The sequence below is a fragment of the Fusibacter sp. QWL-12 genome, assembly GCF_058683495.1.
Map to the genome: position 1 here is coordinate 1844921 of NZ_CM178745.1, position 16517 is coordinate 1861437.

A 16517-nucleotide genomic window follows, 5' to 3' on the forward strand; every position below is an offset into this window, starting at 1 on the left:
AAGGCAGAGAATGTCAATTGAATAATTAGTACAGTGAAAAGGAGTATTATATTATTAGATAGTATTCTAAAAATATTGTGGGGAAATGATAGGAGAGTAATGTTATGTACATGGAAGCATTATATAATGAAAATCGAAATGCAATACCAAGTTGGCAAGGATATAATTATCAAGGTGAAGTAGCGTCTTATAAATTACTGGAATACATATATAACCAGTTAGAATCAGGAAGAAGTGATTTGACGGATATTAATATGAAAATAGAGTGGCTTGAAGATTTTGTTATTATCGATACAGAAGGAGTTAAAAAAATATATCAAGTAAAAAAAACATTAAATCAAACTAGTTATAATGAAGTAATAGATAATTTTATTCTTCAATATAAGCTATCTGAAGACGGATGTGTTTGGTATTTGGCATATGATGATGTTAAATCTGTTGAGTTAGAAGCAATAAGTCAACAATTGTTTAGTGAAAGGTACGAAATATTTATTAATAATTTGATTCTGAAAGAACTAATTTTACTTCAGCAGAATATAAATCTTGATTATTGGAAAGAAAATTTAAGACTTAAAAATTCTCAAACTTCGAGCTCAACTATTCCTAATATAAGAGGAATTATAAGAAAAATAATGATAATGAATGCCATTGAATATGATAATTTGACAATAGATCAATGTAGGGATTTTGAAAAAAATCATATTCGAGTTTTAGTAAATAAATTGGCTAGTAAAGATGATGACTATACGACCTTTTCAAAACGAATAATGTTTGAAAGGCTTGAAATAGCCAATATAAAGTCTAGCTCAATTGCAATTATTAATAAGTTGTGTGATAAAGCTTATCTTCAGAAAAATGATATTTTGACTGCAGAAAATATTTATGATTCGTTGTATATTTATGTGTACGAGAAGCTTATGAACATCAAAAACAAAAAGACTGAAATATTCAATATAGCATTTGAGGATATAAGAAGAGTGTTTTTAAATGAAGATAAGCTTAGGCTACTATGGTGTAATCTTGTATATAAAGCTAGAGAGGATTTATTAAAAGAAATATCATTACACTGTAAAGAGTGCAGGGAGCAACAATGTAATATATGTTCAATAAATTTATTTACAGATTTGGAATTTATTAGATTGGTTGAAAACTTAAATCTTGAATATCCAAAGACTACACAAGGTGTAGATCGGATAGATATCCAAAATAAATTGACAGAAGACAAAGTATATTATATTTTAGATATTTTGACAGAATTTAAGGACAAGATTGAATGTGTTAAGACAGATGACTTTATTGAAATTAAAACTTTGGATGAACGATTATTTGTTTCTGCCAACATATCAGATGACCATAGTAGAAATAAAGCAAGGTTAATAGAAAATATCAATGAACATATTGAAGTATATAAAGAGTATAGTCAAATATTAACTAAAAATTTCTCCGATACACTGGATTATGAGAAGACTAAGATTAAAAAAAATACAGAATTTCAATATGAAGGTTCAGAACCAACTTTTATGGATTTGTTACCAATTAAATATATAAAGAAAGACAATCTAGAGGTGTAAAATGAAAGAGATAATTAATAATTTGTTTTATGAGCATAAGTTTATGTTGTTTGATACAATTTGGGGAGATTTCGAAACAAAAACTTATATTAATGATTGTTCAGAAACATATATTCTTTTATACATAAAAGGATTATATGATGGGCTTTATACAGATATAGTTAACCTTTGTTCAAACGAAATTTTTGATTCGAATTTATTAACAAAAGCACAGAAGTCGAATCTCTATCTTATTGTCATATCAGAAGTAGAAAATGATTTTAATACAGAGGAATATAATTTAATATTTAGAATTGAAGAAAATAATTTATATTATAAGAAATTCTTTTTTTGGTATACCAAATCGGAAATAAAAGAATTAAATAAATTAACTAATGGTAATTTCTCAATTAAGCAAATGAATAGAATATTAGTTGATTATAAAGAATTTGAGGAAGCTAAAACTGGTAATATAGGCTATAAACTTTTATCAAGGATGTTTATAAAGTTTGCTTTCTTAACATTAGCAGATATAGATACACTAGATAAATCACTACTTGACTATATCAAAATTCATGTGAATGAAATAAATAATCAATTATTCGAAAGTATAGTTAATCAATTTGGTAAGAAGAGTTCTATAGACGAGATTTTGGAAATGATCGATGTAGATGATAGTATTTTGTTGGAAATAGAACAAAGCATGAAGGCGGTGAGAATTGATGAAAAATTGTAAGTTTATGATTAATAATTTATATATAAGTAATTTTAAACCATTCAAGCCATCAAATCCACCGTTGAAAGTTCCTTTTACGAACAGCGAAGGGACTCCAATTCATTTCATGATGCTTTCAGGATATAATGGCTATGGTAAAACATCAATATTTCAAGCAATAGAATTTATATTAAACGGAAGAATAGAAATCTTTTCTTTTAAAGATACAACAAGAAAATATACTGAACACATCTCGATTAATAAACTGAATGAAGAGTCATTATTGGCGTTAGAACTAAAGAACGTTACTGAATGTGAATATATTACGTTAATTAGATTTAATGAAAATGTAAAAGCTTGTACGGAAGCAGATTTAATAAATGGAGATAAAAATTTCAAATTATATTTAATCGAGGAAAAATTTGAATATAAAAAATTTAAAAAGATGTATGACCTTAAGTTGATTGAAGAAACTCAATTAGATGAAGTGGCCAAAATTTTTGGTGAGAAGAATTTTGATGAGTGGTTAAAAGCAAATTTTTTGAGGCAAGAGCAGACGTCAAACTTGCTTTTTAAAAGTAATAAAGAAAGAGTAAATTTTGTTAATAATTTTATAGAAACGGATTATGAAGAGTATTTTGAAAGTTATAAAAATGAGAGTGAAAAGGTTATAAATGAAATAAAAATTACGACTGAAAGCTTAAATTTATTAAAAAAGAGTATTTCTCAAAAGCAAGAAGAGGCTATAGGGGAAAAACCGGAGGATTTTAGTGTTTTTAATGATAATAAATTGGTCTGGGATAAGAATACATATTCACCTGAAGAAAACTTTGATGAATATATAAAAGTGCTAGATGAGTTAAGTTCATTAAATACTGGTATAGAACGTTATGTTGCACATGACAGTATTGAGGGAATTAATAAGCTTTTAAAACAAGTTGAAATTATTAAGAATATAGTTGTGTACGATTTATATCGTCAAGATTTAAAAACTTATCAAGTTAATTACTTGAAAAAAGAGTATATTCTTCAATTTGTTAAAGATAATGAATCTATTTTACATACTGAGATAGATGAACTTTACTTAGAAGCGGAATTAATTGACAGGATAACTGTTGTTAGAGAGAATTCAAAAGCCCTAGATAAAATGAAGTCAGATAAAGAGAAAATTTATCAAAGTGTCAAGAATATACGAAATCAATTGATATCAAATAAGGATATTGTAATAGATTTGTTTTCTGATGTATGTCCATTATGTGGTTGTAATTACTCAGAAAGTGAAAAATCATTATTTGATGTGATTAATGAATATCAGAAGTTATATAATGATATTATTGTTAGTTTGGATAATAATTCTCATGAGCTTCAAAAAAACTTAGATAACAATCTGCTTCTTTTGAAAAAAGATATACTAAATAGTATTAAAGAAATAAGTGTAGAAAAAGAAATCTATGATAGAATTGTAACTATTGATAGGGATATAAAGAAATATAATGATTATTTAATGCGTCTTAAGTTTCTTATTGAAAAAGATTGGTTTTTGCAAGAGAACAGCGAAGATGTTAATGCTGAAAAGCTTGAAATCTTTACTAAGAATATTATATCCTCCTTAGAGGCAGCATTAGCCCAAAATACTCTTTTGCTAACTGATGGAAAGCTGGATGAAAATGAACTAATGATTTTGGATGGAAATAGAAAGTTATTACAGAGAATTCAAGAGATCGGTAAAGACAAATTAGAAGAAAAATTGAAGAAAAAAAGAGATTTACTTCATTGGTATAATTTAAGAAAGCAATTCAATAAATACTCAAAAGATTTAAATGATTACAAGAAGGAGTATCAGAGACTGAAAGATATGCACATAAGAAGGATTAAGTTATCTAAAATATTGGATAGTGTAAAAAGTGCAAAGAATCAATATTTGAGTGATTTGATTAGATTTATAGAAATACCTCTCTATATCTATAGTGGTAAACTTTTACAGACTCATCAAAATGGATTAGGTGTGTATTGTACTACAGGAAAGAATGAAAATAATGTAACACAATTTAAATTAACCACAGATGCTAATATATCTGGACATGATATTGTGAATAAGTTTAGTTCAGGTCAAAAAGCAGTTATGAATATATCTATCATTCTTGCTTTTCGAAAAATAAGAGCCTCAAAATTGGACTTTTTTATGATTGATGATCCATGTCAGTCAATGGATGATATTAACATTGCGTCCTTAACTGAAATACTGAGGAAAGAATTTATAGATACACAAATTTTGATATCTACGCATGACGATACTACTGCAGGTTATATGTGCTATAAATATAGCAAGGCAGGTAAAGAGTGTAGAAATCTTAATGTACAAAATGAATTTTATCCATTAGCAACAGATTAATCCAAAAGTTTAAAGTTTCTTAACCATGACTTTTTAATAGTCATTATACAGGTAGTTCAAATTGAAAAGCATAATTGAATAGTACAAGAAAAAAATGCATAATGGCGTTAAACGGTGAACCGTATTATAAATAAAATTCATATTTAGTATTAAAAAAATTATGTTCTATATAGTAGTTCAATAATTTCCCAAATAACCGCTACCTAACATCAAAGCTGCATTTTGGATGATAAGCCAATATAGTTAACAAAAGTCTTCCATAAAGGACAAAAAATCTAAATGCCATACAAAAGTCTTGTACGAAAGACTTTTGTATGGCATTTTTAAGTAGCACAATATGGCTAGGTCAGTTAAAGAAAAAATTTTCAATTACAGTAATCTAGTCAAGAAACTACAATTTCCTTAACAATAAATCAATATCACCAGATTATCAACCATTCTACATTTTACAATTCTTTTGTCACCCATAGATCCTAATTCATTTTAGAAACATGATCAACCAGTTGCGCCAACGCATCCTTAATAGGCGTAGCCGATCTACCAAGAACCTTCTCAAGATCATCACTTACAACGTCAAGTGAACCATTTCGAATACTTTCTTGAATGCCCAATACGATCGGGATGACAAAATCAGGTAAACCCAATCCCTTCATAATCTCTGCGTATTTTTCATCACTCACTTGCTGTACAGAAATTTCTTTACCCAATACCGTTTGAAGTTCAGATACCAGTTCTTCTTGGGTTAAAGGCTTGCCAGAAAATTCATACACCGTATTTTCATGACCGCTACCGAGAAGTACAGCAGCTGCAGCCTCAGCGTAATCTTGTTGTAGTGACCAACCGACTTTTCCATTTCCTGCAGAGGTTACCCATGGTGCACCTGACATAACACCTTGAATACTTCCAATTTCATTTTCTAAATACCAATTGTTGCGTAGGAATGCATATGGGATACCGGTTTTAAGGATTGCTGCTTCTGTTGCCACATGAGTAGGTGCAAATAAATTCTTGCTTTCAGTTGCATTGACGATGCTTGTATAAGCAATAAATTTTACACTTGCACGCTCTGCAGCTTGAACTGCATTTGCGTGTTGACGGGTTCTGGTATCATTATCGCCATCAGCAGAGATAATTAATAAACGATCAATTCCTGCAAATGCAGTATCTAGAGTTTCTGGATGGTCAAAATCACCTTGGCGAACTTCCACGCCACGAGCACGAAGTCCTTCTGCTTTCTCTGGATTACGAACACTAACGGCCAATTGATTTGCCGGTAAAGTTTTAAGTAGTGATTCAACGACCTTTGAGCCTAGTTTTCCTGTCGCGCCTGTTACTAATATTTTCATTTTTTATGCCTCCTCTTAATAGGGTAGTTGTTTTATTGTTTGTAATATTATATTATATCCTTAGGCGGATTTTTAAAAGTAGGCACATTTTTATGACCTAGTCATAAAAATATAACCAATAGAAAAAGAAGGTGATTAAATGGCTCGTACTTCATTCACAGGAAAGATTCCTGAAGAACAAGTTACAGTATGTCCAGTAACAGAAACACAAAACATCATTGCAGGAAAATGGAAAATTATAATTTTATGGCATCTTAGAGAGACAAGACGCTTCGGCGAGCTTCAGAGACTAGTACCTGGGATATCGAAAGGGATACTAACCAGTCAGCTTAGGGAGCTTGAAAAAGATCAAATGATCAACCGCAAGGTGTATCAGGAGGTACCGCCTAAAGTTGAGTACTCATTGACCGCTGCAGGAAAGCAGTTTATTCCGATACTCGAAAGTATGGGAGAGTGGGGAAAGAAATATGCGATCAGCAAGAAAGAGGAATTATTAAGTGTAAAATAGTGAATTTTAAGTGTGAAAGAGGAATTCTTAAGTGTGAAATTGTAATTCGTATGATGCAATAATTCGTATAAATCTGTATAAAGCAGTAATTACGAATAATAGAAAAGAACTCATACTATTTAGCTTTTTATATCAAGCTAATAATATGAGTTCTTTTTATATGCATCGCTAATTTACTTTCATAAGATTTTTATCACACATTCAACTGATCAACTTTCCCAAAACAACTTAATCGTCTCTTCCGAATTCGCTTTTCCAAAGAATGAACCAATTAAGAATGCGATCAAGGCGATGAATAAGGTAGGTACGATTGGATGAGTACCGAATACCTGTATGCCTTGGATGGTAAAGTAAAAGAAGGCGGCGATACCTGTAACGATGGATAGAATAGCGCCTGTTGCGTTTGCTCTTTTCCAGTAAAGGCCCAGCAGTGTTGGCCAGAAGAAAGCGGCTTCTAGTCCGCCGAAGGCAAAGAGATTAATCCAAACGATTATTGAAGGTGGCTTAATCGCGAAGATAAAGACGATTAGGCCAATGATCGCTGTGGTTACAAAGCTGATACGGTTTAAGTGCTTCGCTTTCAAATTCCCTTTACCATAGCTGAGATAAAGATCTTTGATGATCGAGGCAGAAGCTAAAATAAGCATAGAGTCTACTGTAGACATAATCGCTGCAAGTGGGCCTGCGATAAAGATCCCTGTTAAGATAGGTGGTAATACTTTAATTGTGATACCAGGGATGGCACTATCCCCTGAAAGACCAGGAACGACATATGCGCCCAAAGCACCAACCAAATGCATGCCGAGCATCAAAAATCCAACCACTACTGTACCGATGATCATGGCACTGTGAAGTGACTTTGAGTCCTTAAAGCCCATACATCTGACAGTGGTTTGAGGTAAGCCAAGCACAGCAAAGCCAACGAGCACCCAAAAGGATAGAATGTATGGAATAGGAACTTTGCCACCTGCTGTAGGTGTCAAGGCGTCTGGATTTTCAACGATCATTTTTGCAGTGATGTTATCCATACCACCACCTGCATGAATGACGGCTACTAAGAGAAATATCGTTGCAAGCACCATGACGACACCTTGTATGGCGTCGGTTATTGCCACCGCTTTAAAACCGCCAATGGTCGTATAGATAATTACTGAGATGCCAAAGATGACGAGACCAGTGATATAGGAATAGCCGGTTACCGCTTCAAATAGCTTCGCACCACCGATGAATTGTGCCACCATTGCAGCGGCAAAGAAAACGATCATCGCGATAGAGGTAGAAACGGCTATGAAATGATTGTCATAGCGTTTCTTTAGATAATCAGTGACGGTAACCGCATTGATCTTTCTAGAGATAATGGCGAATTTTTTACCGAGGACACCAAGGGTTAAAAAGGCCGTTGGCACTTGTATCATTGAGAGTAAAATCCAAGCATAGCCTCTTGAATAAGCGACGCCAGGGCCACCGATGAAGCTACTTGCACTTGAGTATGTGGCGATCAAAGTCATGGCAAGAACAAATCCCCCCATTGAACGCCCTCCAATGAAGTAATTCTCTAGGAAGTTGCCGTTATTTGAAGCACGTGAGTTTGTATAAAATGCGATCGCCAACATAGAAAAGAGGTAGACGATCATAGGGATTAAAATCATAAGATTATTCATGGCGATCCTCCTTGTCGTTTGCGTCATCTTCAAATGGGATGTCTTTAAAGTACCTTTTTACGACAATAGCAAGAAGTGCTGAAATAAATACATATCCTAAGATACAGCTAAAAAAGAACCACGCAGGAAACCCTAAAATATAGTTGTATTCAGAAACGTCTTTTAGCCCTAGGCCATAAGCAAAGGCAAACCACCAGATGAAAAATATAACGTAGAGTCCAACGGTGATGAGGGCTTCTTTATTGATCTGTTTGTTTTTTTCCTTGAAATTCATAGCTATTCTCCTCATTAATAATCAAAAAGGCAATAAAAAAAGATGTAGATCGAGACCTAAATGTCTAACTACACCTGCTTAGAATCGTTTATAAAGTAAAACTTAAAGCCACCAAAAATCGATGGTTTTGGTCTGTCTTTGGCCGAAGCTCAAAGCAGAATGATGTTAAAAAAATGTATTCTAGCAGGTATGATTCATAAAGATATCATCCAATCGCATAATATCATAATTTTATAATGGAATCAATACAGAGTAAAATAGATCGGTAGCGAGTGGGATAAGTCAAACATCAGCTACCGATGATTGGGGAAATGTTCTTTATTCCATGATCACCCCTATAGGAAACACAGCTCTAAACACAAATCGAACGATTGGTCCTGCGATCAGTATCTGTAATGGGAGTGCAACGACAAAGTTTGCTGGAATATTCAATAGCCATACGATCAACGTTTGCGATGAAAAGCCTACGGCATGTATTGCGCCAAAGAGAGACATGATAACGACCATGCCACTCACCATGCAACCTGAAATGCCGAGGACCATTTTCCAGACAGGGGGATTTTGTCCGATGATTTTGAAGGCAATTTTTTTAGCTGGCTTGCCCCAAATGAACCAATCGGATATAAATGCGACCGCATAAGCGATGTGAAACTCAAGCCATGCCTCGCTAAACAGCGTTGTAGACACCCCTTTGACCATTGCGATGTTGTAAAGGGTCATGACATAAACCATAAAAGCGCACATCAAAATAGTAAAAATAAGACTTTCTCTCTTGTTAACTGGCATTTGTTTCTCCTTTTTCTTCATAAATAATTTTAAATAGAACACTTAAATACAAAAAATGGCAATAAAAAAGACAGCTGGCCAATACATAACTTTCGCTACGATTGACCTTCTGTCATCATTTTCACTACCATTTTCATCTAAGTTTCAATATTCAATTGCTTGATTATTTTAACATTAGCTTGCTCAATTAGCAATACTTTAGTAATTTGAGGTTTGAGTATAACGTACTGATTTGAAGCTAAAAATACCAATAACACCGCAATATTTATAATAATAGTAAAAAACACTATATTTATAATGGGAAAATCAGTAAAATGAAAGTAACGACATAAAACATACTATTTTGGAGGTACATACTATGGGCACTTTAATTACTTTTGCTTCGATTGCGATTCCGGTAATTGCAATTGTGGTCGCTATTTTAATGACGGGTTACATAAAAGCATCACCAGATGAGGCGATTATCATATCTGGTCTCAAGAAAACGCCGAAGGTGGTTATCGGTAAAGCGGCAATCATGATTCCATTTTTCGAAAGAAAAGACAAGCTGACGCTGAGAGCAATGAAGATAGATGTAAAAACCAGTGAAGCGGTACCGACACAAGAGTTTATCAATGTTTTAGTAGACTCGGTGGTAACTGTAAAAATATCATCTGAAACAGAGCTGCTGACAAAAGCCAGCGAAAACTTCCTCAACAAAAATGAAGATTACATCCGCAATATGGTACAGGATGTTTTGGAAGGTAACATACGTGAAATCGTAGGTACGATGTCGCTTACCAATATGATTTCCGATCGTCAAAAGTTCTCTGAGAAAGTTCAGCAAAATGCGGTTCCTGACATGCGAAAGCTCGGTCTTGAAATCGTATCGTTCAACGTTCAAAACTTTGCGGACCGCGAAGGGGTTATCAATGACCTCGGTATCGATAACGTGGCTAAGATTCAAAAGAATGCAAAAATCGTTAAGGCTGAAGCTGAAAGAGACGTAAAGATTGCTCAGGCGATGGCCAACAAAGAAGCAAACGATGCAGAAGTGGCTTCACAAGAAGAGATCGCAGTAAAAAACAATCAGCTTGAAATTAAGAAAGCGGAGTTAAAGCAAGAATCAGATACAAAAAAAGCGCAAGCAGATGCCGCTTATAGAATTCAAGAAGAAGAGCAACGTCGTACGATAGAGATTACGACAGCAAATGCGAACCTTGCAAAACAGGAAAAAGAAATTGAACTCAAAGAGCGTGCGGTTCAAATTATGGAAAGAGAACTGGATGCAACCGTTCGTAAAAAAGCGGATGCAGATAAATATTCAAAGGAAAAAGCAGCAGATGCAAAGCTTTACGAAGTTCAAAGAAACTCTGAAGCTGAAAAAGTCAAAGCTGAAAATGAAGCACTTGCACTTAAAGCAACGGCAGAAGCCAATGCTTTTGCGAAGAAACAGGATGCTGAAGCGCAAAAGGCATATATGATGGCAGAAGCGGACGGTATTCAAGCGAAGGGACTTGCGGAAGCAAAAGGGGTGGATGCAAAAGCTGAAGCGATGAAGAAGATGGAAGAAGCTGCTGTTCTTGAAATGTTCTTTAAAGTCCTTCCTGAAATTGCAGCGAATGTCGCAAAACCACTGGAAAACATCGATTCGATTACGATGTACGGTGAAGGTAATAATGCAAAATTGGTGGGTGATATCACTAAGTCGATGTCACAAATCATGAACGGCGTAACCGATGCAACTGGACTAGATGTTAAAGGATTAATATCCGCATTTATCGGTGGCAAAGTGGCACAACCGGATTATGAGGAAATAACTAAGAAATAAAGAAATATGAAAGGAAATAAAACAGGAAGTAAAAACAAGAAATATTACAAGAAAAACTGATTTCAGAATTAGAAATCAGTTTTTCTATTTAAATCAAAGCCACAACCACATGTGTGGATTTGTGTAATGTCGTTTTTTACACTTTAAACAAAAGCTTTCTTTAATATTTTAGTATTGTATACTGATTAAATAGACTTTGAATGATGTTTAAACGGTTGAAAGATATCATCATCAATATATTCTAATATTCTAAATGAAAAATAAATGAGAAAAAAATCATCAAGGTTCGTTAACTTTAGTTTAATGATTTCTTCAATCTTTCCAATGCGATAATAAAGCGTATTTCGATGGAGATGCTCTTTCTGAGAAATTTCTGTGGTCTTTCCAAAATTAATAATGTATGAATATAAAGTGTTTAAATAGGACGTGCCATGCTCATGATCGTAATCCCATAGCTCAAAGATGGCAGGATGACATAGATCTTTAAGCGGTTCTACTTTTGAGCAGATGTTAAAGACGTATTCCAGGGTTGCGTCATCGTAAAAGTTCACAGCATTTTTACCAGTCTTTTTTCGACTATTTTTCAAAGCAAGAAGTGATTGCTTGAAATACTTTTTCAAATCGAAAAGGTCTGTGAATATTCGACTTAAGCCGCAATATAATCCAGTATCCTCCATAAATTGATTTAATTGTACTAATTGCTTTTCACTGAAATCACGTTTTGGATCTCGCTGAAGAATGACGATAACATAGCCTACATATTTAATACAAAACGACTTTGGGAAAATATCGAGAAAGAACCCATTGACGTAGTTAAAGGGTATATTGGATATGGAATTCTTGTCATTTGTAATGGTGATTACCTGTAAATGATTATATTGACGCCATTCAATAAATCTCAATCTTTCTTCGATAATCATTTTATCTTTAATTTTACCTTGAATTAAATCGATAAATAACTTATCCCGGTAAGTGTCCACAAGTTCATCGTAATCTCTGTTGTTCTGAACGACTAGAGCAATTACTTGACTTATGAGTCTCATCATCTCAAAATCAGCTTGTTTAAAAGGTTGGAATGCCTCTAAGACGATTACCTGACCCATGGATTTATTATGCTTAATGATGTTTGACCAAATTCTTGGTATTATAACTTTTTTTTCTTCTATTCCATCCGCTATAAATTTATAATATGGATAATTTCCTTCATAAGTATCAAATAATTTTGCTTTTTCAAGATGTGATTCAATACCACGATCCAAGAAGCAAATCGGATCTTTAGCTTTTTCCATACTTTCCAAGAGACCTTTTTTTGAGAGGTACTGAAAGCTTTTGTAGTTTTGATAGCCCAATTGAACTATTTCTTCATTCCAAATATAGTCATCTACGATAGCATCTTTAGTATGGGCTAAGATTTTAAAAAAATTATCTCGGACAAACAGAGGATTTCCCATAATTTTGCTTGCAATATCAACAATTTCTTGGATGTCACAACCATTGGCCAATGCTTGGAAAAAAATGTGTGTCGCTTCTACAATGCTCAAGTCTTTTTTAATATTTTCAATTAACCCATTCATTATAAACCACTCCTTTATAGTCAATCAGCCATTGTGCAATTGCACAAAAACATTGTTCCTTTTTCCAACTTATGTCCATTGTTTTCATGTACATAAATAGATAAACTTTTCCTTGTAAGATAATATATTTATCATATTACAAAAGGGGGAAAAGTTAAATGAAATTTAGTTTTGCATGTAAAAATCTTGCGAAAAGAGCGATAGTACTTGGCTCTGTTTTGGCGCTTGTAACGCCAATGTCATCAAGTGCCTTCGCTGAATCAAATGATTCACAAGCAAGTCCCGTTAGCACTGATAAAAATAATATTACTCAAAATGTCACTAAGAATGCAGATGATACAAACATCGTCTATATCATCTTAGACGACATTGGATTCTCCGACCTTGGGAGCTATGGTTCTGAAATTAAAACACCAAACATCGATTTATTGGCAGAAAATGGATTAAGATATACCAACTTTAATGCATGTCCTCTTTCTTCTGCAACAAGAGCTTCTTTATTAACTGGTCGTGATAATAATGCGGTTGGCGTTGGTCATGTTGCTAACGTTTCAATGGAAATGGACCGTCCTGGTTTACAGGGTGGGGTAACACCAAGTGCGGCACTAATATCAGAGATTTTAAAAACCAATGACTATAGCTCTTATGGTGTGGGGAAATGGCATATTGCACCAGTTAATACCGTAACTCCTGCTGGACCATTTGACTACTGGCCATTAGCTAAGGGCTTTGACCGTTACTATGGTTTCATGGATGGTGAAACTGACCAATACACACCTCAACTCGTTAATGGTAATGAGATGGTTACAGCGCCAACGACTGAAGGTTATAATTTAAACGACGATTTATTAGCACATGCAAAACAATACATCACAGATCATGCCTCTATATATCCTGAGAAAGGCTTTTTTCTAAACTTTGCATTTGGAACTGGTCATTCACCTCAGCAAGTTCCTCAAAATTATGCAGATGCATATAAGGGAGTTTATGATAAAGGCTGGGATCAAATCCGATTAGACCGTTTTGAAAAACAAAAAGAACTCGGCATAATACCATCAGATGCAAAACTTGCTCCAGCAGATCCAACTGTAAAAGCATGGGATACTTTATCCGATGAACAAAAAAAGCTGTATATAAAATTTATGGAAAACTATGCCGGCTATATCACACAAGCGGATGAAGAAATTGGAAAACTGATCTCACATTTAAAATCTGTTGGCGAGTATGATAATACTATTTTTGTTATATTAGGCGACAACGGTGCTTCACCTGAGGGCGGACCTGATGGAACGGATAGCTTTTTCAGTGCTTTCGGTGGACGAATAGCAACAGTTGAAGACTTAATGCCAAAATATGATTTAATTGGTGGCCCAGAAATGCAAGCACTCTATCCAAAAGGTTGGGCACAAGTATCCAACACACCTTTTGCTGGTTATAAAGGCTCAACAGCTGCAGGAGCACTAAGAAATCCGCTTATTATTTCCTGGGAAAATGGCATCTTAGATAAAGGTACGATTAGAAATCAATATGTCAACGTTACAGATATCACACCAACTGTACTTGAAATGGTAAATGCAGATATCCCTCTAAGAATTAATGGCGTTAATCAAATGGCAATGCATGGTAAGAGCTTTACTTACACTTTTAGTGATGAAAATGTTTTAGAAGCGCCACGTACTGCCATCACCTACGTATCACCAAAAAGAGCAATTTACAGTGATGGATGGAAGGCAGAAGCCATTCATATCCTTGGAACTAGCTTTGATTCAGACGAATGGAAGCTCTTCAATGTAAAAGAAGATTTTACTGAATCACTTGATGTTTCAAAAATATATCCTGAAAAGCTTGAAGAACTCAAAGCGTTATTTGAAAAAGAGGCTTATCGTAAAAATATTCATCCGTATAAGGAAGTAACGCCAAAAGATATGGGATATACTCAATCAGGGTCTGCTGCAGATAGAAAAACCTTTAAATACTACCCTGGAGTTAATACTATAAATGTTAAAGCTACACCAAGTGTAAACACCAGTCATTTTACAATAACTGTACCCGTAACAATCAATTCTAAGGAAGATCAAGGTGTGCTTGTTGCAATGGGAGATGAAATGGGTGGCTACTCGCTTTATGTAATGAACAACAAACTTACCTTCGTCTACAATAAATATGGTGATTACACTAGAATTACATCTGACATTAATGTACCTCTTGGTAAAAGTGAATTCAAATTTGACTTCACACGAACAAGTATGGAGGGCGGTAAAGGTAAACTCTATATCAATAATCAATTAGTGGGAGAATCTGATTTTAAAACTGCAATTAACCTTACACTTGAAGGCCTTGATATCGGTAGAGATCAGTACAAGGCAACAGAAGTACTTTATAAGGATTTCGGAGATTTTGTGTTTACAGGTGAATTTGATTATGTCAAATTCGATCTTAAGCCATTTATTCCGGTAAACATTAATCATTAATATATTTATTTTGAATAGCGTCTTAAGCCTCTTACAAGTTGAAGAGAGTTTAAGACGCTTTCTTCACAAAATTAATCAAATCAGAGGTGAATGATGAATTTAACTGAAATCGGATCAGGTTTTCATATTTTAGCGAAGCCAATTGGCCCTCTTTGTAATCTAGACTGCAACTATTGTTTTTATACAGAAAAGTCCGAACTTTTTCCTAAAACGGAAAGTTCAAAAATGTCGGATCAAGTTCTTGATGCGTTTATAAAAAATTACATTCAATCTCAAAATATACCTGAGATTCAGTTCGTTTGGCAAGGCGGTGAACCCACTTTACTTGGTATAGATTATTTTAAAAAAGTGATTCAATATCAGCGTAAATATTCTGGTGATAAAACCATTATAAATTCTATTCAAACCAATGGTACTCTTATAGATGAAGACTGGTGCCAATTTATCAAAGCAAATAACATCCTCATGGGAATTAGCATAGATGGACCGGATTACATTAATGATTTTTATAGGAAAGACTTGAAGGGACAAGCCACAGCAAGTCGCGTCATTAATGCTATTGAACTTTTTAATAAGCATGGAATTCATTACAACGCTTTGGTTTGTGTAAGCCATGCATCGGCTGGATACGGACTTCAGATTTATGACTTTTTAAAAGGAATAGGTGTGAAATATATTCAGTTTACTCCTATTGTAGAACGAACAGCTAACATAAGTGAGACTCAAATCGGATTGAAGCACGCCACTCCTGCACATAAAAAACAGGCATCTCAACACCATCAAATTACCTCTTTTAGTGTCCTTAAGGGTGAATATGGTGCTTTTTTAATTGAAATTTTCAATCATTGGGTTCAAAATGATGTAGGTAAAATTTTTATTATGAATTTCGAATGGGCACTTGAACCTTGGCTGGGATTGCCTTCGACCATCTGCATATTTTCCAAGACCTGTGGTAGGGCGTTAGCAATAGAGAGCAATGGCGATTTATTTGCCTGTGATCACTATGTCTATCCAGAATATAGACTTGGCAATGTCATTGAAGATAATCTTAAAACAATTATAGATAAGCCTAGACAGATTGCCTTCGGTAAAGCTAAAGTTGAATCACTACCCAATCAATGTCAAAGTTGTGAAGTCAAATTTGCCTGTAATGGCGAATGTCCTAGACATCGTTTTGAAATTACAAATGATGGTGAATACGGCTTAAATTATCTGTGCTCTGATTATAAAAAATTTTTTCATCACATTCATCCTTATATGAAGGTCATGGTGAAACTTATTGAAAATAAACTTCCTGTCTCTAGGGTAATGGAAGTAAGCAAAGGACCTATTATCGTGATAAAAGATTAAGCTTGTAACAAATTAAGTAAAAATCAATTTATGTAGTTTAAATCAGTTTTTTGATATATTATAGAAAATAAAATGATTAC

The 16517-nt window shown here is 34.0% G+C and carries 12 protein-coding genes; 7 read left to right on the top strand and 5 right to left on the bottom strand.

Annotation, left to right across the window (positions count from 1 at the left end):
• Positions 1–104 precede the first annotated feature (104 nt).
• Genes AC4PID_RS09070 through AC4PID_RS09080 form a run of 3 tightly spaced genes read left to right on the top strand, consistent with a single transcriptional unit; the run spans position 105 to position 4657 of the window.
• Entirely contained in the window at positions 105–1571 is a 1467-nt protein-coding gene (locus AC4PID_RS09070) for a hypothetical protein (RefSeq protein WP_492135251.1), read from the top strand.
• 1 nt (position 1572) lies between these two features.
• Positions 1573–2286 (top strand): ABC-three component system middle component 1, encoded by a 714-nt coding sequence (locus AC4PID_RS09075; RefSeq protein ID WP_492135252.1) that lies wholly within the window; start codon positions 1573–1575, stop codon positions 2284–2286.
• A complete protein-coding gene (locus AC4PID_RS09080) occupies positions 2273–4657 on the top strand; it encodes an AAA family ATPase (RefSeq protein WP_492135253.1) in 2385 nt (794 codons plus the stop codon). Before AC4PID_RS09075 ends, AC4PID_RS09080 begins: the two co-directional genes overlap by 14 nt.
• A 473-nt stretch (positions 4658–5130) precedes the next feature.
• Here AC4PID_RS09080 and AC4PID_RS09085 read toward each other — a convergent pair whose 3' ends face one another.
• Positions 5131–6003, bottom strand: coding sequence for an SDR family oxidoreductase (locus AC4PID_RS09085; RefSeq protein ID WP_492135254.1), 873 nt, complete (start codon positions 6001–6003; stop codon positions 5131–5133).
• 139 nt (positions 6004–6142) lie between these two features.
• On the opposite strand from AC4PID_RS09085, the gene AC4PID_RS09090 reads away from it, so the two are divergent.
• A complete protein-coding gene (locus AC4PID_RS09090; protein ID WP_492135255.1) occupies positions 6143–6511 on the top strand; it encodes a winged helix-turn-helix transcriptional regulator in 369 nt (122 codons plus the stop codon).
• Positions 6512–6720: 209 nt separating this feature from the next.
• On the opposite strand, the gene panF is transcribed toward AC4PID_RS09090, so the two are convergent.
• The 3 genes from panF to AC4PID_RS09105 form a co-directional block, all read right to left on the bottom strand.
• Complete coding sequence (gene panF, locus AC4PID_RS09095; protein WP_492135256.1) at positions 6721–8172, bottom strand: sodium/pantothenate symporter; 1452 nt, start codon at positions 8170–8172, stop codon at positions 6721–6723.
• Positions 8165–8446, bottom strand: coding sequence for a YhdT family protein (locus AC4PID_RS09100; protein WP_492135257.1), 282 nt, complete (start codon positions 8444–8446; stop codon positions 8165–8167). The genes panF and AC4PID_RS09100 overlap by 8 nt, the downstream gene beginning before the upstream one ends.
• Positions 8447–8764: 318 nt before the next feature.
• Positions 8765–9232, bottom strand: coding sequence for a DUF2798 domain-containing protein (locus AC4PID_RS09105; protein WP_492135258.1), 468 nt, complete (start codon positions 9230–9232; stop codon positions 8765–8767).
• A gap of 358 nt (positions 9233–9590) precedes the next feature.
• Here AC4PID_RS09105 and AC4PID_RS09110 point away from each other — a divergent pair, with 358 nt between their 5' ends.
• On the top strand, positions 9591–11042 hold the full coding sequence (locus tag AC4PID_RS09110; protein WP_492135259.1) for a flotillin family protein: 1452 nt from the start codon (positions 9591–9593) through the stop codon (positions 11040–11042).
• Between the two features lie 185 nt (positions 11043–11227).
• Here the strand turns inward: AC4PID_RS09110 and AC4PID_RS09115 are convergent, their stop codons facing one another.
• Positions 11228–12616, bottom strand: coding sequence for a PucR family transcriptional regulator (locus AC4PID_RS09115; RefSeq protein ID WP_492135260.1), 1389 nt, complete (start codon positions 12614–12616; stop codon positions 11228–11230).
• A gap of 158 nt (positions 12617–12774) precedes the next feature.
• Between AC4PID_RS09115 and AC4PID_RS09120 the strand changes: the two genes are divergently transcribed.
• Positions 12775–15087, top strand: a complete 2313-nt coding sequence (locus AC4PID_RS09120; protein ID WP_492135261.1) for a sulfatase-like hydrolase/transferase — start codon at positions 12775–12777, stop codon at positions 15085–15087.
• Between the two features lie 93 nt (positions 15088–15180).
• Positions 15181–16437, top strand: coding sequence for an anaerobic sulfatase maturase (locus AC4PID_RS09125; protein WP_492135262.1), 1257 nt, complete (start codon positions 15181–15183; stop codon positions 16435–16437).
• The last annotated feature ends 80 nt before the right edge of the window (positions 16438–16517 follow it).

What these genes read in the sequence shown, in the direction of transcription:
- AC4PID_RS09070 (WP_492135251.1), top strand. Translation starts at nt 105, where the DNA reads ATGTACATGGAAGCATTATATAATGAAAATCGAAATGCAATACCAAGT.
- AC4PID_RS09075 (WP_492135252.1), top strand. Translation starts at nt 1,573, where the DNA reads ATGAAAGAGATAATTAATAATTTGTTTTATGAGCATAAGTTTATGTTG.
- AC4PID_RS09080 (WP_492135253.1), top strand. Translation starts at nt 2,273, where the DNA reads ATGAAAAATTGTAAGTTTATGATTAATAATTTATATATAAGTAATTTT.
- AC4PID_RS09085 (WP_492135254.1), bottom strand. Translation starts at nt 6,003, where the DNA reads ATGAAAATATTAGTAACAGGCGCGACAGGAAAACTAGGCTCAAAGGTC.
- AC4PID_RS09090 (WP_492135255.1), top strand. Translation starts at nt 6,143, where the DNA reads ATGGCTCGTACTTCATTCACAGGAAAGATTCCTGAAGAACAAGTTACA.
- panF (WP_492135256.1), bottom strand. Translation starts at nt 8,172, where the DNA reads ATGAATAATCTTATGATTTTAATCCCTATGATCGTCTACCTCTTTTCT.
- AC4PID_RS09100 (WP_492135257.1), bottom strand. Translation starts at nt 8,446, where the DNA reads ATGAATTTCAAGGAAAAAAACAAACAGATCAATAAAGAAGCCCTCATC.
- AC4PID_RS09105 (WP_492135258.1), bottom strand. Translation starts at nt 9,232, where the DNA reads ATGCCAGTTAACAAGAGAGAAAGTCTTATTTTTACTATTTTGATGTGC.
- AC4PID_RS09110 (WP_492135259.1), top strand. Translation starts at nt 9,591, where the DNA reads ATGGGCACTTTAATTACTTTTGCTTCGATTGCGATTCCGGTAATTGCA.
- AC4PID_RS09115 (WP_492135260.1), bottom strand. Translation starts at nt 12,616, where the DNA reads ATGAATGGGTTAATTGAAAATATTAAAAAAGACTTGAGCATTGTAGAA.
- AC4PID_RS09120 (WP_492135261.1), top strand. Translation starts at nt 12,775, where the DNA reads ATGAAATTTAGTTTTGCATGTAAAAATCTTGCGAAAAGAGCGATAGTA.
- AC4PID_RS09125 (WP_492135262.1), top strand. Translation starts at nt 15,181, where the DNA reads ATGAATTTAACTGAAATCGGATCAGGTTTTCATATTTTAGCGAAGCCA.